The sequence below is a fragment of the Gardnerella leopoldii genome, assembly GCF_003293675.1.
Lineage (GTDB): Bacteria > Actinomycetota > Actinomycetes > Actinomycetales > Bifidobacteriaceae > Bifidobacterium > Bifidobacterium leopoldii.
Genome location: NZ_CP029984.1, coordinates 1,225,959 through 1,246,207, shown reverse-complemented (window position 1 = coordinate 1,246,207; position 20,249 = coordinate 1,225,959). Strand labels below are relative to the sequence as shown.

Annotated in this window: 14 protein-coding genes, 1 other RNA gene and 1 riboswitch; of the genes, 14 read left to right on the top strand and 1 reads right to left on the bottom strand. The window is 44.5% G+C overall.

Annotated elements, in window-relative coordinates:
- The first annotated feature begins 85 nt into the window (after positions 1-85).
- The 10 genes from DOD25_RS04975 to DOD25_RS04925 all read left to right on the top strand — a co-directional run bounded on the left by DOD25_RS04975 (position 86) and on the right by DOD25_RS04925 (position 11,969).
- Complete coding sequence (locus tag DOD25_RS04975) at positions 86-2,833, top strand: glycoside hydrolase family 31 protein (protein ID WP_231880159.1); 2,748 nt, start codon at positions 86-88, stop codon at positions 2,831-2,833.
- A 378-nt stretch (positions 2,834-3,211) separates the two neighbouring features.
- Positions 3,212-3,315: riboswitch (TPP riboswitch) on the top strand.
- Complete coding sequence (gene thiO, locus DOD25_RS04965; RefSeq protein WP_004104781.1) at positions 3,308-4,378, top strand: glycine oxidase ThiO; 1,071 nt, start codon at positions 3,308-3,310, stop codon at positions 4,376-4,378. It overlaps the preceding riboswitch by 8 nt.
- A gap of 123 nt (positions 4,379-4,501) precedes the next feature.
- Positions 4,502-4,708, top strand: a complete 207-nt coding sequence (gene thiS, locus DOD25_RS04960; RefSeq protein WP_004104778.1) for a sulfur carrier protein ThiS — start codon at positions 4,502-4,504, stop codon at positions 4,706-4,708.
- Positions 4,709-4,797: 89 nt separating this feature from the next.
- Positions 4,798-5,610, top strand: a complete 813-nt coding sequence (locus tag DOD25_RS04955) for a thiazole synthase (RefSeq protein WP_004104776.1) — start codon at positions 4,798-4,800, stop codon at positions 5,608-5,610.
- Positions 5,611-5,646: 36 nt separating this feature from the next.
- On the top strand, positions 5,647-6,378 hold the full coding sequence (locus DOD25_RS04950) for a HesA/MoeB/ThiF family protein (protein ID WP_004118451.1): 732 nt from the start codon (positions 5,647-5,649) through the stop codon (positions 6,376-6,378).
- 267 nt (positions 6,379-6,645) lie between these two features.
- A complete protein-coding gene (gene dnaK / locus DOD25_RS04945; RefSeq protein WP_004104772.1) occupies positions 6,646-8,529 on the top strand; it encodes a molecular chaperone DnaK in 1,884 nt (627 codons plus the stop codon).
- A complete protein-coding gene (gene grpE, locus DOD25_RS04940; RefSeq protein WP_004118452.1) occupies positions 8,529-9,212 on the top strand; it encodes a nucleotide exchange factor GrpE in 684 nt (227 codons plus the stop codon). The genes dnaK and grpE overlap by 1 nt, the downstream gene beginning before the upstream one ends.
- Before the next feature lie 126 nt (positions 9,213-9,338).
- Positions 9,339-10,391 carry a DnaJ C-terminal domain-containing protein gene (locus DOD25_RS04935; protein ID WP_004118453.1) on the top strand — a complete coding sequence of 351 codons (1,053 nt, stop codon included), beginning with the start codon at positions 9,339-9,341 and terminating at the stop codon, positions 10,389-10,391.
- An 87-nt stretch (positions 10,392-10,478) separates the two neighbouring features.
- Positions 10,479-11,075 (top strand): heat shock protein transcriptional repressor HspR, encoded by a 597-nt coding sequence (locus DOD25_RS04930; RefSeq protein ID WP_004104765.1) that lies wholly within the window; start codon positions 10,479-10,481, stop codon positions 11,073-11,075.
- Positions 11,076-11,225: 150 nt separating this feature from the next.
- Positions 11,226-11,969 carry an HAD family hydrolase gene (locus DOD25_RS04925; protein WP_064340636.1) on the top strand — a complete coding sequence of 248 codons (744 nt, stop codon included), beginning with the start codon at positions 11,226-11,228 and terminating at the stop codon, positions 11,967-11,969.
- A gap of 116 nt (positions 11,970-12,085) precedes the next feature.
- Here the strand turns inward: DOD25_RS04925 and DOD25_RS04920 are convergent, their stop codons facing one another.
- Positions 12,086-14,410 (bottom strand): transglycosylase domain-containing protein, encoded by a 2,325-nt coding sequence (locus DOD25_RS04920; RefSeq protein ID WP_064340637.1) that lies wholly within the window; start codon positions 14,408-14,410, stop codon positions 12,086-12,088.
- A gap of 172 nt (positions 14,411-14,582) precedes the next feature.
- Between DOD25_RS04920 and DOD25_RS04915 the strand changes: the two genes are divergently transcribed.
- The 4 genes from DOD25_RS04915 to topA all read left to right on the top strand — a co-directional run bounded on the left by DOD25_RS04915 (position 14,583) and on the right by topA (position 20,212).
- Entirely contained in the window at positions 14,583-15,725 is a 1,143-nt protein-coding gene (locus tag DOD25_RS04915) for an inositol-3-phosphate synthase (protein WP_004118456.1), read from the top strand.
- A 41-nt stretch (positions 15,726-15,766) separates the two neighbouring features.
- Positions 15,767-15,863, top strand: an RNA gene (ffs, locus tag DOD25_RS04910) — signal recognition particle sRNA small type.
- Positions 15,864-15,908: 45 nt separating this feature from the next.
- Positions 15,909-17,225: a phosphatase PAP2 family protein gene (locus DOD25_RS04905; protein WP_064340638.1), complete on the top strand. Its 1,317-nt coding sequence runs from the start codon at positions 15,909-15,911 to the stop codon at positions 17,223-17,225.
- Positions 17,226-17,356: 131 nt separating this feature from the next.
- Positions 17,357-20,212 carry a type I DNA topoisomerase gene (gene topA / locus DOD25_RS04900; RefSeq protein ID WP_064340639.1) on the top strand — a complete coding sequence of 952 codons (2,856 nt, stop codon included), beginning with the start codon at positions 17,357-17,359 and terminating at the stop codon, positions 20,210-20,212.
- Positions 20,213-20,249 lie beyond the last annotated feature (37 nt).

Genomic DNA, 20,249 nt, shown 5'->3' with positions numbered 1-20,249 from the left:
AAGCGTGGTGCAACAAGTGTTGTATGACAAATGTTGTGTGACAAATGTTGCAGTGTGGCATTGCGTACTGAGTAAAGGTGCTGCTATGAGTGTGATAAATATAAGCAATCAAGATAAATCACAAATTATCGGTGAAGCTGTGACGTATTCGGATTCGCAATCTCAAATTTTTGCTGACCTTGCAAATTCGCAGTATGCAAAGGCGCAGGATAGTCAGGTAATTAAGGGCGAAAAGTGGCGAATTACAGTTATTACAGATTCGCTGTTGCGTCTTGAGTGGAGTGACGATGGAGAGTTTGTTGACAATCCTACGCAAACTGTGATTTGTCGCAATTTTGCTCAGAAGAGCGCGTATGCTCAGCCACAATTTAGTGCGCATAAAAACGAAAATGGATGGCTGGAAGTAGAAACTGAAAAGCTTCACCTTACTTATAGCTGCGAAGCTTTTAGCAAAGAAGGCTTAAGTATTGTTGTGCGCGGAGTGCCATGTACGCAGTTTAATACGTGGCATTATGGCGACGATTGCCCGGGAAATCTTCTTGGAACTTTTAGAACTTTGGATCAGGCGAACGGCCCAGTAAAGCTCGATAAAGGCATACTTTCGCGCGATGGATGGTCTATTTTAGATGATTCTGCAACTTGCGAAATTGCTCCGGCTGAGGAAATAAATGGCAAATCAAACCCGTATGGGGCTTGGGTTAAGTCGCGTGCGCACAAGGTTAGTGAGCAAGCTGGAAGATATAAAGACTTGTATTTCTTCGGCTACGGACACCACTACATTCAAGCAATTCAAGACTTTTATAAGCTCACAGGTGCTCAGCCGCTGCTTCCACGTTTTGCGCTAAGCAATTGGTGGAGCAGATACTATCGCTACTATCAAGACGAATATTTGCAATTGCATAATCGTTTTAAGCGCGAAGGCATACCTTTCAGTGCAGCTGTTATTGACATGGATTGGCATGTTACGGATGTTGATGCAAAATATGGTTCCGGTTGGACTGGTTACACGTGGAATGAGGAACTTTTCCCGGATCATCGCGCTTTTTTGCGTAAACTTAACGCTGCTGGCTTGGCTCCAACTTTGAACTTGCATCCGCGCGACGGCGTGCGTGCGTTTGAAAAAGATTATCCGCAAGTTGCGCGAGAGATGGGAATTGATCCTGCAAGCGGTGAAGCTGTGGAATTTGATTTAACAAATCCGCAATTTGTTGAAGCTTACTTCAATATGCATCATCGTATGGAAGATGAAGGCGTGCGATTTTGGTGGATTGACTGGCAGCAGGGAGGCGTGACGCGCGAGCCTGGTTTGGATCCTCTTTGGATGCTAAATCACATGCATTATGAGGATGCTGCGCGCGACGGACGCTGGCCGCTTACATTCTCTCGTTATGCTGGGCCTGGTTCGCATCGCTACCCAGTTGGATTCTCGGGAGATACCGTTACTACTTGGGATTCGCTTGCTTTCCAAACTTACTTTACTGCTACAGCTTCCAATATTGGCTACGGATGGTGGAGCCACGATATTGGCGGACACATGCTTGGCGTTAGAAATAACGAGCTGGAAGCGCGATGGTACGCTTTCGGCGCGTTTAGTCCTATTAATCGTTTGCACTCGACTTGTTCGCCGTTTGCTGGAAAAGAGCCGTGGAATTTCCCTCCGGAAACTCGCGAAGCAATGGTGAAAATGCTTCGTTTGCGCGCGGAACTTTTGCCATACGTTTATACGATGAATTATCGCGCAGCTTTTGAGGGCAGACCGATTGTTGAGCCAATGTACTGGCAGTCGCCGGAAGTTGGCATGGCTTACGAAATTCCTAACGAATACCGTTTTGGAAGTGAGCTTATAGTAGCGCCGATTGTTTCGCCTAATGATGCGGCTGCTTTGCGCGGATGTGCTGGAGTTTGGTTGCCGGAAGGTGATTGGTACGATTTATTTGACGGGCGCAGGTATGTGTCTCGCGGCTTGAATGGTCGCAGATTTGAAGCATGGCGCTCGCTTGATCGCGTGCCTGCTTTTGCGTGTGCTGGAGCAATTGTGCCTCTGCAAGTTTTGCCGGAAGTTGCAGATTGCGAGCGTAGTGCTGATGCTGCTGAATCTGTTAATAGTATTGAAAATCCTCGTAGTTTGCGCGTGCTCGCTTTCCCTGGAGCTGACGGCGAGTTCGTAATGCGAGAAGATAACGGTGACTTTGCTGCAGCGTCTGCTGGGAATACTGCCAACACGTGTATGAATTTTGTGTGGCGAGACGGCAATGGTTCTTCGCAATTCATTATTTCAGGCATTGCCGGGGAAGATACTGCCGTAAAATCTGTGCCGCAAAAACGCAACTGGAATGTTGTATTTAGAGGAGTTGCTTGCACAGATTTTGCTCACGTGCGCGTGTTTGTGGGGAGCCAAGAGCTTAACGCAAGCGAGTTTGCGATTTCTTACGAAGGTGAAGAGTCGGCTTTGAGTTTGTCGGTTTCTGTAAAAGACGTGCCGGCTCGTTCGGAAGTTCGCGTAATTGTTGACGGCGGATTGCAAGTTGCTGCCGATCCTAAAGTTGGTGACGCTTACCGATTCCTGCTTCAAGCGCAAGTGCCGTACCGCGGTAAGGAAATGGCTTTTGATGCAGTGAGCGAGGCTGGCGGAAGTGCAGGCGCTATTGCTGCAATCTCAACTCTTGAATACGAAAACGAATCGGAAGCAGAAAAGTATCGCAACAATGTTGATATGCTTAACGCTTACGCAACTGATCAGCCTTCCGTAGTGAAGTGGGCGCAATGGCGTTGCACTCTGCCTGTTTCTGTGAAGCACGCGCTTGAGGAGATTTTGCTGCGCTCGGTTGAGTGATTTAATCTGCGTTAGTAACGAAAAAACGGAGTTATACATTGCCTGCGCAACGCGACGACCTGCCTGAGCGATGCGATTTAGCGCGCGAAGGCAACTCGGAGCGGAAACTCGCTTAAGTTGGGAGTCCAGTGGACTTCCAACGCGAGTTTCGTAAGCGAGCGCGTAATCCGCGCGAGCGCTGACTGCGTCGGTAACAAAAATTGCTTAGTTTCACAGCTTGACATACCGGATAAATTAACAGATTTTCTGTAGAAGTGTTAAAATGCTGCACGGTAGTGTGATGAAATTCACATAATTTTGTTACATCTACCTGCAGCATTTGCATATTGCTAAGTTAGCAATATTGAAACGTTCTGCATTTGTAATTCTTGAAAGTCAAGGTTACACCGCGGGAGCCTGTTCTACACAGGCTGAGAGGGCGAAAGCCGACCGTAAACCTGATGCGGGTAATGCCGCCGTAGGGAAGGAGTATATATGCGAAATATTCGTATTATTGGTGCAGGTATTATTGGTTTAGCAACAGCGTGGAGACTTACGGAAGCTGGCGTAAAAGTTAGCATAATTGATCCAGATCCAGTCTCCGGCGCTTCTCACCATGCCGCCGGCATGCTAGCTCCTACCGCAGAAATGCAATATCAGCAAGAAGCGTTGTATCCTCTTATGTTTGAGTCTGCAACTATGTATAAGGAATTGGTTGATTCGGTTGCAAAGTACACCGATAAGCCAACTGGCTACTTAGAGTGCGGCTCTTACGTAATCGGTGGTGACGCTGCAGATAACGAGCACGTGAACGAGTTGCTAAACTTGCAGCACCGTTATGGACGTAGAGCTGAGCATATTTCTGTGAGTAAGCTTCGTGAAATTGAGCCTGCGCTTTCGCCGACGATTGCAGGCGCTGTAAGCGTGCCGGACGACCATCAAATCAACCCTCGTCTTTTCACTGCAGCAATGATTGATGCACTTGAAAAGCGCGGTGTTGTTATTGAGCGTCGCGCAAGCACTCCAGACGATTTGGGTCCAGACACAGTTTTGGCATCCGGCTTGGGTGCTAAGGATATGCTTCCTCAGCTTAAGCTTCGCGCTGTGTGGGGCGATATGATTCGTATGACTATTCCAGAGCCTTTGCGTCCAATTTTGAGCTCTGTGGTTCGTGGATTTGTGCATGACCGTCCAGTTTATTTGGTGCCTCGCGCTAAAGAAACAGGCGAGCTTGTGCTCGGCGCTACTTCTCGTGAAGACGATCGCGATATTCCAAAGGTCGGTGGCGTGCTTGACTTGCTTCGCGATGCCGCAAGTGTGCTTCCTGGCATTCAGGAATGCTCGATTACTGAGGTTACTGCTGGCGGTCGTCCTGGAACTCCAGATGATTTGCCATTCATTGGCATTGATCCTAAGACGCACACCACGATTTCCACCGGTTACTTCCGTCACGGCATTTTGCTCACAGCTTTGGGCTCTTCTTTGACTACAAAGCTTGTGCTTGAGCAAGAGTTAACTGAGAAGGAAAAGGGCTTCTTGGAGAGCTGCAATCCTGCACGCTTCTAATCGCTAATTTCAGTGAATTCGCTAGATTTCGCCGCGAATTGTGTGAAGTGTTCCAATATAGACGTAAGTGTGATGCAGAAAGTACTTTTAGTAATTCAGCTTTTAGTTAGTAAAGGTTAGATTATGCAAATCGTAGTCAATGGTGAAACTGTTGAAGTGCAAGACGGATTGACTGTTGCTCAGCTTATTGCGCAACGTTATGGTTCGGATGCAGGACCTGGTATAGCGGTCGCAATTGGCGACGATGTGCTTTCTCGCGCGCAATGGGAATCAGCAGTCATATGTGATGGGAATCAAGTCGAAATTCTTAGCGCAGTTCAAGGCGGCTGAAACACCACAAAATTAAGCGTGAAATTAGTGCGCTTAATTATTTAATTTTAATTAAGTTTAAATATTAAATATTAAATAAAAGGCTTAAAATGACAGAAAATAATACAGAAGAAAGTGCCGATACTTGGCAGCTTTGCGGTAAGACTTTACACTCAAGGCTTTTGCTTGGTACAGGCGGCATGACGAGCATTGATATTATGGAAAAGTCGCTTGTTGCTTCGGGTGCGGAAGTGGCAACAGTTGCCATGCGTCGTCACGCAAAAACTGGCGTGGATATTTACGGCATGTTGCAGCGCCACAATATTAACGTTTTGCCAAATACTGCTGGTTGCAAAACTGCGCATGATGCTGTTCTTACAGCAAAAATGGCTCGTGAATCGCTTGGAACTGACTGGATTAAGCTCGAAGTAATTGCAGACGACGATACTTTGCTCCCAGATACTCGTGAAGTATTGCTTGCTGCAGAAAAGCTTATTGAAGAAGGATTTAGCGTGCTTTGCTACACGAATGACGACCCGATTGTGGCTCGTCGCTTGGTTTCGCTTGGCGTGAAGGCTGTTATGCCTGGTGGTGCTCCAATTGGAACTGGTCTTGGCATTTTGAATCCTCGAAACATTGAGCTGATTGTTCAAGAATGCAAGGAAGCTGGCGTTCCTGTAATTTTGGATGCTGGTGTTGGAACTGCTTCCGATGTTGTTAAAGCTTTCGAAATTGGCTGCTCTGGTGTGCTTCTTGCAAGTGCTGTAACTCGCTGCCCAGATCCTGTAAAGATGGGCCGCGCAATGGCTGCTGCTGTAACTGCTGGAAAGCTTGCTCACGATGCTGGCCGTATTCCTAAGCGTGAACATGCACTCGCTTCTTCGCCTGTTGAAGGTCGCGCTTGGGCTGATTCTGTACTGTAAATTTCTGTACTGTAATTTTTCGGCATATTATTCAACATGACGATTAATAAAATTTACGACAACCTGCAGGAGCTTGAGGCGGAACGCACTAGCCGTCACTTGCTCCTGCCGGGCTTTACTAATGAACATCAGCAGTTACTTCGCGATGCGAAAATCTGCATGGTCGGTGCAGGTGGACTTGGTTCGCCGTGCTTGCTTTCGCTTGCTGCTGCAGGAGTTGGAGAAATCACAATTTGTGACGACGACGTTGTTGAGCTTTCTAATTTGCAAAGACAGACTTTATATACTGTCGATCAGTGCGGCAAATCTAAAGCGCAACTTGCAGCTAATCGTCTGCAAGCGTTATCTCCAGGTTTAAAAATCAACCTTGTAAATAGATTTAATGAAGACAACGCAAAGCAGCTTGTAGAAAGTCACGATATTGTTATCGACGGTTGTGATAATTTTGATACGCGCTTTTTGATTGCGGATGCTGCTTGGAGTGCTGGTACGCCGGAAGTTTACGGTTCGGTGCTTTATTATGAAGGTCAAGTAAGCGTTTTCGTGCCAGGAAAAGGTCCTGGTTTGCGTGATTTGTATGCGTGCCCTCCGCCTAAAGAAAAAGTGCCAAAATCGGCTGTGTTGGGTGCAACTGCAGCTATTGTTGGCGCAATGATGGCAACTGAAGCAATTAAACTCATAACCGGTATTGGCACGCCGCTTATTGGCGTTTTAGCGCGTTATAACGCTCTGGATAATTCTTTGCGTCGCTTTAAGTTCAGCGCGTGAATCCTATTGAATTTTTCAGAATTTCCCATTAATTTTGCTTAAATTGCAAAACTTGAGTCTAGTTGTATAAAGTTTTTTGTAATTTTTGGGAATAAAAGTTGACTTTTATAAGTTGAGTGTAATAGACTCAAGTTTTGGAAAGTAAAAAAGCTGATGCTTTACATAGTTTCCAACAAGGAATCTAAATAAGGTTCAGCTTACGTAACTACAAAACTTGAAGGAAAGCGTAATTGCACAAAAGGTGCAATACCTAGTTAAGGAGAAATTATGGGACGCGCAGTAGGTATTGATTTGGGAACAACCAACTCTTGCATTGCTACTCTTGAAGGTGGCAGCCCAACAGTTATTGTAAACGCTGAAGGCGCACGTACCACGCCATCTGTTGTGGCATTCAGCAAGTCTGGCGAAATCTTGGTTGGTGAAGTTGCTAAGCGTCAGGCTGTAACAAACGTTGATCGCACGATTAGCTCAGTAAAGCGCCACATGGGCACTGATTGGACTGTTGATATCGACGGCAAGAAGTGGACTCCACAAGAGATTTCTGCACAGGTTCTGATGAAGTTGAAGCGCGATGCTGAAGCTTACTTGGGTGAGCCGGTAACCGATGCCGTTATTACATGCCCAGCATACTTCAACGATGCTCAGCGTCAGGCAACTAAGGATGCAGGTAAGATTGCAGGCTTGAACGTGCTTCGTATTATTAACGAACCAACTGCTGCAGCTTTGGCTTACGGCCTTGAAAAAGGCAAGGAAGACGAGCGCATTTTGGTATTCGACTTGGGTGGCGGTACTTTCGATGTGTCCTTGCTTGAAATTGGTAAGGATGACGACGGATTCTCCACAATTCAGGTGCAAGCAACTAACGGCGATAACCATTTGGGTGGCGACGACTGGGATCAGAAGATTATCGACTGGCTCGTTGGCGAAGTTAAGAACAAGTATGGCGTTGATTTGAGCAAGGATAAGATTGCTTTGCAGCGCTTGAAGGAAGCTGCTGAGCAGGCAAAGAAGGAACTTAGCTCTTCTACTTCTACCTCAATTTCTATGCAGTACTTGGCAATGACTCCTGACGGCACTCCAGTGCATTTGGATGAGACTTTGACTCGTGCTCACTTTGAGGAAATGACTTCCGACTTGCTTGGCCGCTGCCGTACTCCATTTAACAACGTTCTTTCTGACGCTGGTATTTCAGTAAGCCAGATCGATCACGTGGTTCTTGTTGGTGGTTCAACTCGTATGCCAGCTGTGAAGGATTTGGTGAAGGAACTTACAGGCGGTAAGGAAGCTAACCAGTCCGTGAACCCAGATGAGGTTGTTGCAGTTGGTGCAGCCGTTCAGTCGGGCGTTATTAAGGGAGATCGCAAAGACGTTCTGCTTATTGATGTAACTCCACTTTCCTTGGGTATTGAAACCAAGGGTGGAATTATGACAAAGCTTATCGATCGCAATACTGCTATTCCTACGAAGCGCTCGGAAGTATTCTCTACTGCTGAAGACAATCAGCCATCCGTGTTGATTCAGGTTTACCAGGGCGAACGTGAGTTTGCTCGCGATAACAAGCCTCTTGGTACTTTTGAGTTGACTGGAATTGCTCCAGCTCCTCGTGGCGTTCCGCAGATTGAAGTTACTTTCGATATTGATGCTAACGGCATTGTGCACGTTTCCGCTAAGGATAAGGGCACTGGTAAGGAACAGTCCATGACTATTACCGGTGGTTCTGGTTTGCCAAAGGACGAAATTGACCGCATGGTGAAGGAAGCTGAAGCTCACGAAGCTGAAGATAAGAAGCGTAAGGAAGAAGCTGAAGTTCGCAACCAAGCAGAAGCCTTTGCTTACCAGACTGAAAAGCTCGTGAACGACAATAAAGACAAGCTTTCCGATGAAATCTCTAAGGAAGTTACCGACAAGGTTAATGCTTTGAAGGAAGCTTTGAAGGGTGACGACGTTGAGAAGATTAAGTCTGCTCAAAGCGAGTTGATGACTTCTGCTCAGAAGATCGGTCAGCAGCTTTACGCTCAGCAGGGTGCTGCTGGTGCCGAAGCTGGTGCTCAGTCTGCTGCTGGTGCTCAGGCTGGCTCTGCAGCTAAGGATGATGATGTAGTTGACGCCGAAGTGGTGGACGACGACAAGGATGATAAGGACAACAAGTAATGTCCGACTTTAACGCCAACGAATATTTGCAAGATATGGAAGATGCTGACTCGCTGGATGTAAAAGCTACAGGTGATTCTGCGAAATCGTCTGCGCAATCTTCATCGAAAGCTGCTGAAGGTGCAAATCCTGCAGAAACGAAAGCTGATGCTAACGTTTCTGCGAATTCCGCAAATTCTGAGGATACGGCGAATTCCACTGAATCTTCAGAATCGAAAGACAGCCAAGACGCAGATAGCGGCAGTTTAACTCCCTTAGGTAAAGCTAAGAAAGAAGCTGCAGAGTACTTGGAAGCGTTACAGCGAGAGCGTGCTGAGTTTATAAACTTCAGAAATCGTTCTGCCAAAGAGCAGGATCGTTTCAGACAGCATGGAATTATTGACGTGCTGACAGCATTGCTTCCAGCATTGGATGATATTGACCGCATTCGCGAGCATAGCGAAATGGATGATTCGTTCAAGGCTGTTGCAACTAAGATAGATAAGGCTTTTGAAAAGTTTGGTGTGGAAAAGTTTGGTGAAAAGGGCGAAGATTTTGACCCGACCAAGCATGATGCAATTTTGCACAGACCAGATCCAGACGCTACAAAAGAAACTGTTGATGCTGTAGTTGAAGCAGGATATCGAATAGGAGATCGCGTTATTCGCGCCGCTCGTGTGGTCGTTTCTTCACCACAGCAATGACTAACGAAACTCTTTCGTGACTTTATTGCATAACTTGCTCGTGCTGACTCATAAGAGTTGGCACGAGCAGCCTATATTTGGTCAAAAGCGAAATAGCCAATGTGCTTGTGAAGAAAGGAGGCACAAATGGCTGAAAATGAATGGTTAGCTAAGGATTTTTATAAGGTTCTCGGTGTCTCCAAAGACGCAGATGAGGCAACGATTACCAAAGCGTATCGCAAACTTGCTCGTAAATATCACCCTGATTTAAACAAAACAAAAGAAGCTGAAGAAAAATTTAAGGATGTTTCTGAAGCTTATGACGTATTAAAAGATAGTCAAACTCGTCAACGTTACGATGCTATCCGCCAATTTGGTGCTGGTGGTGCTCGTTTCGCTGGAGGAGCAGGTGGTGCTGGCGGTTTCGATGCGTCGAGTTTCTCGGATATTTTCTCCATGTTCAACGGCGGCTCTGGCATGGGTGGTATGGGCGGAAACGGTTCGCGCATTCGCTTTACATCCAACGGTGCTGGACCAAATATGAGCGACATTTTCTCCATGTTTGGTGGAGGTCAGCGCTCTCAAGATTCAGCAGGATTCCAAGGTACGAGTGGCTTTGGCGGTGAGAGGTATTCTCAACCGCAGGAAGCTGACGTGCCTGAAGTTGGCGAAGATATAACAACCGATATAAAGCTCACATTTAAGCAAGCTTTTAAAGGCGCTACAGTATCGTTGCGTGCGGCTGGTGAAACTTTTAAAACGCATATTCCAGCTGGTGTAAAAACCGGACAGAAAATTCGTTTGAAAGGAAAAGGCAAGCCAGGCAAGTTCGGTGGTGCTGCAGGTGACTTGTACTTGCATGTTCAAGTAGAAGCATCAGATAAATTTACTTTGCGAGGCGACGATTTGATTTCTACATTGCCGCTAACGTTAAGTGAAGCAGTGCATGGTGCAAAAGTTAGTATAAACGACCTAGACGGCAATCCTGTTACTTTCAAAGTTCCAGCTTGTGTTTCAAGCGGTGATGAAGTTCGTATAGAAGGTGCTGGAGTGCCCGGAAAGAATGGCGATTTTGTTGGTGTTGTGCAGATTCGTTTGCCAAAGCGTTCGAGCATGTCTCTTAGACGCGTTGCAAAAGAATTTGATAAAACTGCTGGCGAAACTTATGCTGAAGAAATTAAAAAATTAAGACAAAACTAAGTTAACAATAATTTAGTAGGTTAAACACTGTTGAATTGCTTGTAACAGTGCTTTAAACATACTAAAAAGAGCAAAGGAAGGCGTGCTATGACACCAATAACGCGTGAAACTAAAGCACTGTATGAAATGTGTGCAGTTGCTTTAGTGCGTGGTACCGCAACGCTTGACGGGGCAGATGAAGTAGGATTTGTTCTTGATTTGCCAATATTTACCGTAAGCCATGTGGCACGCCTAACCAATACGCACCCGCAAACTTTACGACAGTATGATAGGCTTCATTTAATAATGCCGAATAGAACTGAAGGTGGCGCTCGTCGCTATTCTTTGCGAGATATAGACAGGATTGTGCAAACTCAGCATTTAAGCCAAAATGAAGGTATCAATCTTGCTGGCATCATGCAAATACTTGATTTGCAAGAAGAAAATCGACAGCTTAAAAGACAAGTAAGGCATTTGCTTGATTCTGCAGAGTCTTCAGAACGCAATATTTTTGCTGCAAATGCAGATGGTGACATTGTGGAAATGCAGCGTTCTCGCAATGCGCGTCGCTGGAGGCGGGATATTCTTACAGAGAGGCGAGCGTTACCTTCGTCGTATTCTTCGGAAAGCTATAACAGTAATTATAAAAATCGAAAGTCTTCGGATGAAAAATCTGTGGTGTTGTGGAGAGCGTGGAGCATATAGTAACGTAGGTATGGCTACTTATTGTGCTTAAGTGAGAAATTAGTGAGAATTAACGAGAAGAATTAATAGTGCGAAAAGTAATGCAGAATTAGTGCGAAAATGATGTGCTACAAAAGCTAAAGCAAATATATGCAATATAAAGGATTGTGAATGGCTGAACAGACGACGAATATGTGTGCAAATACTCTTAACTCTAGTGAAGAAAAACATGTGTTGCGTGCAGTTTTCTGGGATATGGATGGTACTCTTATAGATTCCGAGCCGTATTGGCATGAGTCGGAATTTTATTTAGTAAAAAAATACGGTGGATACTGGGATGAAGATTTAGCTTGGGAATGTTCCGGTGGATCCCTTGAAACTGTTGCCAATAAGATGATTCCTTCTGGTACAAAACTTACAGTAGAAGAAATTGGCAAAGGCATGGTTGATTACGTTGCTGCTCGTGAGGCTGAATCCGTGCCGTGGGTTCCAGGAGTTTTAGATGTACTTAAAAGTCTTACGGATGCCGGCATTACTTCGATTTTGGTGAGCAATTCGCCGCGTTGTTTGGTTGAAAATATTGTGAATCACGCTCCAGAAGGTGCTTTCGCTGGGTATGTGTGCGGAGACGATGGATTTAAACCGAAGCCTAGTGCTGAGCCTTATCTTGCTGCAGGAAAAATGGTTGGCATTGAGGGCACGGATGAGGAAGTTGCAAAGCAGATGGCTAATTGCATTGCCATAGAAGATTCTCTATCTGGTCTTACTGCCGCAGTTAATTCCGGAGCAACTGTAATTGCGCAAACAGGTTTTTCGCGCGCAAACATATCTGAAAGCAAGCATCATGCAGAACTTAACGGTTATGAAAATGTTACTGCTAAAATGCTTGAGAACATTGTTTTGAGCCGAAACTAATTAATAAACTAGCGAAACTAATTAACAAACTATTTAGCTATTTACTTAGCTAGCTATTCGCATATCTGTTCGTAAATTAGCTACAGTTTTGTTTATAAATAGCTACAGTTGATTTACTAGTTTCCTCCAGTTGTGTCATAGTTATTGTCATAACCATGACCGCCAGAATTATTATCGTAGCTGCCAACGCCGCCCGATGATGAATCGTCACGACCATACAGCTGACTATCAAGGTCTAAATCGTTGTCGTTGTCCTTGTCTTTATCTTTGTCCTTGTTTTTATCCTTACCCTCATTCTCAGTTTTTATATGCGTGAATGTATGTTGTTCGCCTAATCCCCATTTTCCATCAGGTCCACCAATTTTGCCTGTGTCTTTTGCTTCAGGGAATTTAGTATTCGGGGTTCCTATTACCGCTTGACGCATGTATCTTGTAAACAAGTGCACAGGGTAGTCGCTTCCGCCAAGATATCCGTGGAACGGTTTAATTACTTGTGGGCTACCTTTTGCGTCTGGATTCCATATGGCAAATGCGGTAACAATATTTGGCGTAAATCCTACAAAGCTACCAGCAGTTTCATCGTTTGCTGTTCCAGACTTTCCTGCAATTTCTCTACCTACAGCGCGAGCTTCAGTTGCTGTACCATGTTGCACTACGCCAATCATTGCTTTTGTAGCTAGAGCGGCATCGGCTGGTGAGAATACTTGCTTTCCGGCTGTTGGTGCACGGTAGAACTCCTTACCGTCAGGATTTTTTACGCTGGCAACAATATGCAAATCTGGGCGTCTTCCTTGGTTTGCAAATGTTGCATATGCGCGCGCAATTTCGCTTACATGCACAGAATCGTTTCCGAGCACAGTAAACGGATTCTTACCATTGACTCGTTCAGGGCTTAAACCTGCCATAACTGCAGTATGAGCAACTTTCTTAGCACCAAGTTTACTTTGCAAATCCATATACACTGTGTTCACAGAATTTGCAGTTGCACTGTATAAGTTAATGGTGCCGTAGCTCATGTTTGCAAAGTTTCCAACAGGTTTATCGATCCCATCAAACTTGCGTGGAGAATTGCCATTGAACATCGTATCCAAGCTAGTGCCAGCCTGAATTGCTCCCATAAGCGCAAAAGGCTTCATAGTAGAACCTGGCTCATAAAGCGCTTGTGTGGCGTTATTAAGCTGTTTCTTTAGATAATCGTCTCCTGCGTAAACGGAAATGATTGAACCATCTTTTGCGTTTATTGAAATTCCGCCAACTTGCAGTCCTTCTGGCACAATTCCTCGTCCATCTTGAGAAGGACTTGCAACTTTGAACATTAAATCTTGCTTAGCTTTATCGATAGTAGTAATAATGCGATATCCGCCACTGTCAAGATCTTCCTGCGTAAAAGCACCGTTCCTAGTTAACTCATCGCGAACCATATGCAATAAGTAACCTTGTTGACCTGCGTAAATGTTTTGAGTCGTCTGAGTAATAGTTTTAGGCATTTTTGCTTGCGCTGCTTGAGAAGCTGTAATGTAGCCATCTTCTTTCATAATGCGTAACACGCGCTTAAAACGAATGCCTGCTTCTTTTGGACCAATTGCAGGATCCCAGCTACTTGGTGCTGGAATAATACCTGCTAAAAGTGCAGCTTGCGAAAGTGACAAATCTTTTGCTTCTATACCGAAATATGCTTTAGCTGCAGCTTGAATTCCGTATGCTCCTCTACCCAAGTAAATAGTATTCATATAATTGCAAAGTACTGTATCTTTATCTTGGGTTTGCGCAATTTTCAAAGCTAAAATAGCTTCTTTTAGTTTTCCAAAATAAGTTTTTGTTTCACCGAGATAATATCTTTCCGCATATTGTTGCGTAATAGTTGAGCCGCCCCAACGCCCGTGCTTTGTAACGTTATGAAGTAATGCGCGTCCAATTCCTTTAAAATCTATTCCGCCATCGTGGTAGAAGGAACGATTTTCTGAAGCAACTATTGCTTTACCAACATATTTAGGTAGTACTGAACAATTGATAATTTCGCGATTTTGCTCAGCAAAAGAGCCTAATTCAGTTTTGCCATCTGAATAGTACACTTTCGTCTTATCTGCCATAGCAACTTTGTCTGGTGCAGGTATATCTGTAGTTGCGTACAGATAAGCAAAAACAATTGTGCCTAGCAAAATTGGTACAAAAATAACGATAAGTGCCCAAAAAATAATAGGATGTCTGCCTCGCCAAGCTCTACGACGCCTTCTGCGTGTTGCTGCGCGAGAACGTTCGAATCTCGAATTACGGCTGCTTTTGTTTGATTCAAAAGAATACGAATGTGGACGGTATGAGTCTTGTCCGCTTGGTGGGACAGATGAAGGCATATTCGTATTTTTTTGTGATTGTGACGATATGCTTCGAGTAGCTTTCTCATGCGAAGTAGACGCTCGTCTTCCATCTTTACGTGCAACCATACATTCCACCGTAGCGTCCGGTGTTGAATTTTTCTACAAAACAGCATGTTTTTGTTTAGAAAAGATTAAAAATATTGAATATTAGTACATATTTGTTAAAGCAATAGTATTATGAAATGTGTATGGTGCGGCATAATGTAATGTCGCTTATTTTGCAGGGCAAGGAGTCTATATGAGCATCCGCGTTGCCATTGCCGGTGTCGGCAATTGTGCTTCGTCGCTGGTTCAGGGCGTTGAATATTACAAAAACGCTGATGACGGTGAGAAAATTCCAGGGTTGATGCACGCTGTATTTGGTCAGTATCGTGTGCGCGATATTGAGTTTGTTGCGGCGTTTGATGTTGATTCTCTAAAGGTTGGGCATGATTTAAGTGAAGCAATTGGCGCTTCACAAAATAACACAATTCGTTTTGCTGATGTACCAAATTTGGGTGTAGAAGTATTGCGTGGTCCAACTTATGACGGTCTTGGTGATTACTACCGTGAAATGATTGATGAGTCCGAGGCTGAACCTGTTGACGTTGCTCAAGTTTTGCGAGATAAGCATGTGGATGTGCTTGTTTCTTATCTTCCAGTAGGATCTGAGCAAGCCGATAAAGCTTATGCGACTGCTGCGATGGAAGCTGGCTGTGCATTTGTAAACTGCCTGCCAGTCTTCATTGCTTCTGATCCTGAGTGGGCACAAAAATTCCGTGATGCAGGAGTTCCTATTATTGGCGATGACATTAAAAGTCAGGTAGGTGCAACTATTACTCACCGCGTTATGGCTCGACTTTTTGAGGATCGCGGTGTGCGTTTGGATCGCACGTATCAGCTGAATGTTGGCGGAAATATGGACTTTATGAACATGCTTCAGCGTTCAAGACTTGAGTCTAAAAAGATTTCTAAGACTCGTGCAGTAACTTCAATCGTGCCTCATGAAATGGATGAGCATAATGTTCATATTGGGCCTTCAGACTACGTAGCTTGGTTGGATGATCGCAAGTTTGCTTTCGTGCGTTTGGAAGGTACTACTTTTGGTGATGTTCCTTTGAATTTGGAGTACAAGCTTGAGGTTTGGGATTCTCCAAATTCTGCCGGAATTGTTATCGATGCTGTTCGAGCCGCAAAAATTGCTTTGGATCGCAAGCTTTCTGGTCCGGTTTTGGCTCCAAGTTCATACTTTATGAAGTCTCCTGCAGTTCAGCATGAAGATAGTGAAGCTCGCCAATTAGTTGAACGCTATATTGCTGGTGATGTTGAAGCTAACGAGTCTCAGCTTGATGAAGATACTGAATTTGCAAAAGAACATGGCAAGAGTGTGTGGCGCGCATAATTTATTACTACTCGACATGTAGCGAAAATCGTGTAATATAGATAAAGCCTCCGTGTGGCACTAAGTCACCCAATCCCCCCAGGGCAGAAATGCAGCAAGGGTAAGTGGCCTCTGGTGGGTGCGCGGAGGTTTTATTATGCGTAAAACTAGCGCGGTCGTAAATACTGTCGTAAAGTCTAAAGTATGAGTGAAGAATTTGCAGGAATTCAATCCAATAGCATTGACAATCAGCATGATGATTCTGCTGAGAAAAATGATGCGCTGCCGGTAGGTGGAACTTCGCAAGATGTTAATCGCAACAGTGAAGGTAGTGACTATTCGCATCCTTTGGATTCGATTAATACGATTACGCCATTTTCTCCAATCTCATCTGAGGATAATGACGAAAAAATATCGCCTTTATTTCCAGAAAATACTGAAGAGAAATCTTCTAAACAGTCTGTAAAACAGTTTGTGAAACAAACTAAACGTCAATCTGATTTGTCTGATTTGTCTGATTTGTCTGATTTGTCGTATTCAACTAATCAGTTATCTTCTGAAGATTCTTCATCGGATGCAGATGATATTGATCAGCTTGATCCGCTCGTAAAGCGTCCTCGAATATCTACCATATTGTGGTGTGTTGCTATTGCAATTGTTTTCCTGGCTTCTGCTGCGTTCATATGGTTTATTAGTGTGCAAACAGTACTTGGTCAAAGCTATGAAGAAATGGTAATTGACGGATTTGGCTCTCATGGTATGCCGTCTTGGCTTGCATTTTGCTTGCGACCTATAAGCGTTTCTATGGTTGTTATAATTACTGGCATAATAATTGCTCTTGTTTCACTCATAGTAGTTTGTATTCGTAAACGTTGGTGGCTTCTTGGTCAATGTGCTGGAATTATTATTCTTTCGGCTGCTGCTGAACCATTGAAAAAAATTCTTCCGCGCCCAATGCTTATAAGTATTGAATATTTGTCTGCAAATTCAGCACCTTCAGGTCATACCCTACTTATTACTGCATCATGTGCGTTGCTTATTTGTGTAGTTTCGCGTGTTTGGCGCGCATGGGCGTCAGTAGTTGCAGCTTTTATAAGCGTTCTTGTGGAACTTTCTTTGATTGCAGCACATTGGCATAGAGTTTCTGACGTTCTTATGTCATTACTTATCGTTGGTGCTGTAACGCTTATTATGCTCGCATGCACTCGCAGTAGTGGAATGGATATGCCAGCTTATCGACGTTCCTCAATTAGCGTTCAAATTGTAGGAAGCTCTATGATTACGATTGGTGTGTTGGCGTGTTTGTATGCACTTTATTTAATATGGCAAATTCTTCCTGGTGTTGATATTTTTGCTCAATGGGCTGCAAGCGTATCTTATGTAGCAACTTATTGGCTGATTATAGGCGTGTCTTTGCTTGTTTTTGGCGTAATTATGGTAATGCGTCACTCTACAGCTTCGCCGTTGAGTAGGCTTGGATTAGTAGGCGCTCCGCCGACGCCTCCATCTGCTTCTAAGTAATATTGTCTACTCTATCTGCTTTTATCCACCGAGGTGGAATGTAATAGACGTATAACTTAAGTTGCGATACAGTTAGCGTGAAACATATAGTTCGGAATTATATGTTCGATTGTGTTAGGAAAGGAGCGAATATGGCAGCACAGAATAAGCTAGTCATTGTGGAGTCTCCCACGAAAGCGCGAAAAATTGGCGGGTATTTAGGAAATGGATATACCGTCATGGCTTCAGTTGGGCATATTCGCGATCTCGCTCAGCCAAGCCAAGTTCCAGCCTCACGCAAAGCGGCGTTTGGTAAGTTTGGTGTAGATGTCGATCATGGTTTTGCACCATATTACGTAGTTGGCTCAGATAAAAAGAAAACTGTTTCCGATTTAAAGTCTGCGCTCGCAAAAGCTGACGAATTATATCTGGCAACTGATGAGGATCGCGAAGGTGAAGCTATTGCGTGGCATTTGGTAGAAGCATTGAAGCCAACTGTGCCAGTAAAGCGCATGGTGTTTCATGAGATTACTAAGGATGCAATTCAAGCCTCGCTTAGTAATACTCGAAATGTTGACGACAATATGGTTGACGCGCAAGAAACTCGTCGTGTGTTAGACCGTTTGTATGGATATGAGCTTTCTCCTGTTTTGTGGAGAAAAGTTGGTCCTGGTCTTTCTGCTGGACGCGTGCAGTCTGTTGCTACTAGGTTGATTGTTGAGCGTGAACGCGAGCGTATGGCGTTTACTAAGGCGTCTTACTGGGATATTAGCGCGATTTTAAGTTCTAAAGGCTCAGATGGTGAAAGTGTTGATTTTGAAGCGCGCATGAGCGAGCTTTCTGGTCGCCGTCTGGCTGGTTCTAAAGATTTCAATTCAAAAGGTGAGTTGGTTTCTACAAAAGATGAATCACAAAAAGCTTTGCATGTTGACGCTGATTTTGCATCTAAGCTTTCTAAAGCTCTTGAAAATTCAGATTTTGTAGTTGACTCTATGGAAACGAAGCCGTATCGTCGTCGTCCTTTGCCACCTTTTACTACATCAACTTTGCAGCAAACTGCTGGAAACCGACTTTCAATGAGCTCTCGCCAAACTATGCGAGCTGCGCAATCTTTATACGAAAACGGCTATATCACTTACATGCGTACGGATTCCGTAACGCTTTCCAAAGAAGCTATCGAAGCTGCGCGTAGTGCCGCTCGTGCAGCGTTTGGCGACGAGTATGTTTCGCAATCTCCTAAGCAGTATGCAACTACGTCTGCAGGAGCGCAGGAAGCTCATGAATGTATTCGCCCTGCTGGAGCGCGTTTCTTAAGCCCGGACGAGCTTGCAGATAAATTACCTGCGGATCAGCTGAAATTGTATACGCTTATTTGGCAACGAACCCTTGCGTCACAAATGGCTGATGCTACAGGTTTTACAGCAACTGTTAAGTTAAATGCTTCTGCTGGAGAATATGGAGAAGCTTTGTTCCAAGCTTCTGGAACAGTAATTACTTTTGCTGGTTTTATGAAGGTTTTTGGCAATGCACATGCATCTGAAGGTGAAAGCGATAAGGCGCTTCCTCAAATGCAAGCTGGGGATATTCTTGAAGCTAAAAGTGTTAGTGCGGATTCTCACGAAACTCAGCCTCCTGCAAGATATACTGAAGCTTCTTTAGTTAAAACTTTGGAAGCTAAGGAAATAGGCCGCCCTTCTACTTACGCAACGATTATTTCCACAATTATTGATCGCGGATACGTCTATGAGCGTGGACGTGCATTGATTCCTTCTTGGCTTGCTTTTGCTGTAATTAAGCTTTTGGAAGCGAATTTCCCGAAGTATGTTGATTACGCGTTTACTGCTGATATGGAAAATGGTTTGGACAGAATTGCGCACGGTGAAGAAACCGGTCGCGATTGGTTAACTAGGTTCTATTTCGGTTCTGGTGAAGGTGCCGCTAATTCCGCTGATGAAGCTCATATTGGTTTGCAACAGCAGGTTGCAGAGCTTGGTGAAATTGATGCGCGTGAAATAAATACCATAGACATTGGCGATGGTTTGCATGTGCGTATTGGACGCTATGGTCCTTACTTGGAAGACATTAAGAATCTTGATGCTGAAGGCAACCCTCGTCACGCTTCTTTGCCAGAAACTTTAGCTCCAGATGAGTTAACTGTTGATGCTGCTCGAGAATTGCTTGAGAATAATGCTGAAGGTCCACGTGTGCTTGGAGTAGATCCAGAAACGGGTGGGAACGTAGAAGTGCGCAACGGTCGTTTTGGGCCGTACGTGGCACTGGTAGAAGAGCAGAATAATGCGGAAGATTCTAAATCTTCTAAGGCTTCTAAGTCTTCTAAGGCTCGTCCAAAAATGGCTTCTTTGTTTAAAACCATGGATCCAGCGACTTTGACTTTGCAAGAAGCGTTGCAACTTTTGAATTTGCCACGTTTGGTTGGTGAGTATGAAGAAGTTGATGCCGAAGGCGTTGTAAAACTAGCTCGTATAGAAGCAAATAATGGTCGTTACGGTCCATATTTAACTAAAACATATTCTGCTGTAGATACTTCTGCTGGAGAAACTGTGGAATCTAAGCCGGATACGCGATCTCTTTCTAGTGAAGATACTATTTTTACTGTTACTTTGCAAGAAGCGAAAGATTTATTTGCGCAACCAAAGTACGGTAAGCGTACTCGTGGTGCCGCCAAGCCGCCTCTTCGTGAGCTTGGTGCAGATCCTGAAACTGGGAAGCCAGTAGTGATTAAGGATGGTTTCTACGGAGCTTATATTACTGATGGCGAAACGAATCGCACTTTGCCAAAGCAGTATACGCCTGAATCGATTGATCCGCAGGATGCATTTGCACTTTTGGCGCAAAAGCGTGCCGCAGGTCCCGTAAAACGCAAAAAGCGCGCGACTAAGAGCACTGCAAAATCTTCTGAAAAGAAGTCTACTGCGAAAAAATCTACCGCAAGGAAAACTTCTACAAAGAAGACTACTTCAAAGAAATCTACCGCTAAAAAAGCATAGGAATGAAATCTAAAGATTAAATAAACCTTGCATATGG

What these genes read in the sequence shown, in the direction of transcription:
- grpE (WP_004118452.1), top strand. Translation starts at nt 8,529, where the DNA reads ATGTCCGACTTTAACGCCAACGAATATTTGCAAGATATGGAAGATGCT.
- DOD25_RS04920 (WP_064340637.1), bottom strand. Translation starts at nt 14,410, where the DNA reads ATGGTTGCACGTAAAGATGGAAGACGAGCGTCTACTTCGCATGAGAAA.
- thiS (WP_004104778.1), top strand. Translation starts at nt 4,502, where the DNA reads ATGCAAATCGTAGTCAATGGTGAAACTGTTGAAGTGCAAGACGGATTG.
- DOD25_RS04950 (WP_004118451.1), top strand. Translation starts at nt 5,647, where the DNA reads ATGACGATTAATAAAATTTACGACAACCTGCAGGAGCTTGAGGCGGAA.
- DOD25_RS04930 (WP_004104765.1), top strand. Translation starts at nt 10,479, where the DNA reads ATGACACCAATAACGCGTGAAACTAAAGCACTGTATGAAATGTGTGCA.
- DOD25_RS04935 (WP_004118453.1), top strand. Translation starts at nt 9,339, where the DNA reads ATGGCTGAAAATGAATGGTTAGCTAAGGATTTTTATAAGGTTCTCGGT.
- dnaK (WP_004104772.1), top strand. Translation starts at nt 6,646, where the DNA reads ATGGGACGCGCAGTAGGTATTGATTTGGGAACAACCAACTCTTGCATT.
- topA (WP_064340639.1), top strand. Translation starts at nt 17,357, where the DNA reads ATGGCAGCACAGAATAAGCTAGTCATTGTGGAGTCTCCCACGAAAGCG.
- DOD25_RS04975 (WP_231880159.1), top strand. Translation starts at nt 86, where the DNA reads ATGAGTGTGATAAATATAAGCAATCAAGATAAATCACAAATTATCGGT.
- DOD25_RS04915 (WP_004118456.1), top strand. Translation starts at nt 14,583, where the DNA reads ATGAGCATCCGCGTTGCCATTGCCGGTGTCGGCAATTGTGCTTCGTCG.
- DOD25_RS04955 (WP_004104776.1), top strand. Translation starts at nt 4,798, where the DNA reads ATGACAGAAAATAATACAGAAGAAAGTGCCGATACTTGGCAGCTTTGC.
- thiO (WP_004104781.1), top strand. Translation starts at nt 3,308, where the DNA reads ATGCGAAATATTCGTATTATTGGTGCAGGTATTATTGGTTTAGCAACA.
- DOD25_RS04925 (WP_064340636.1), top strand. Translation starts at nt 11,226, where the DNA reads ATGGCTGAACAGACGACGAATATGTGTGCAAATACTCTTAACTCTAGT.
- DOD25_RS04905 (WP_064340638.1), top strand. Translation starts at nt 15,909, where the DNA reads ATGAGTGAAGAATTTGCAGGAATTCAATCCAATAGCATTGACAATCAG.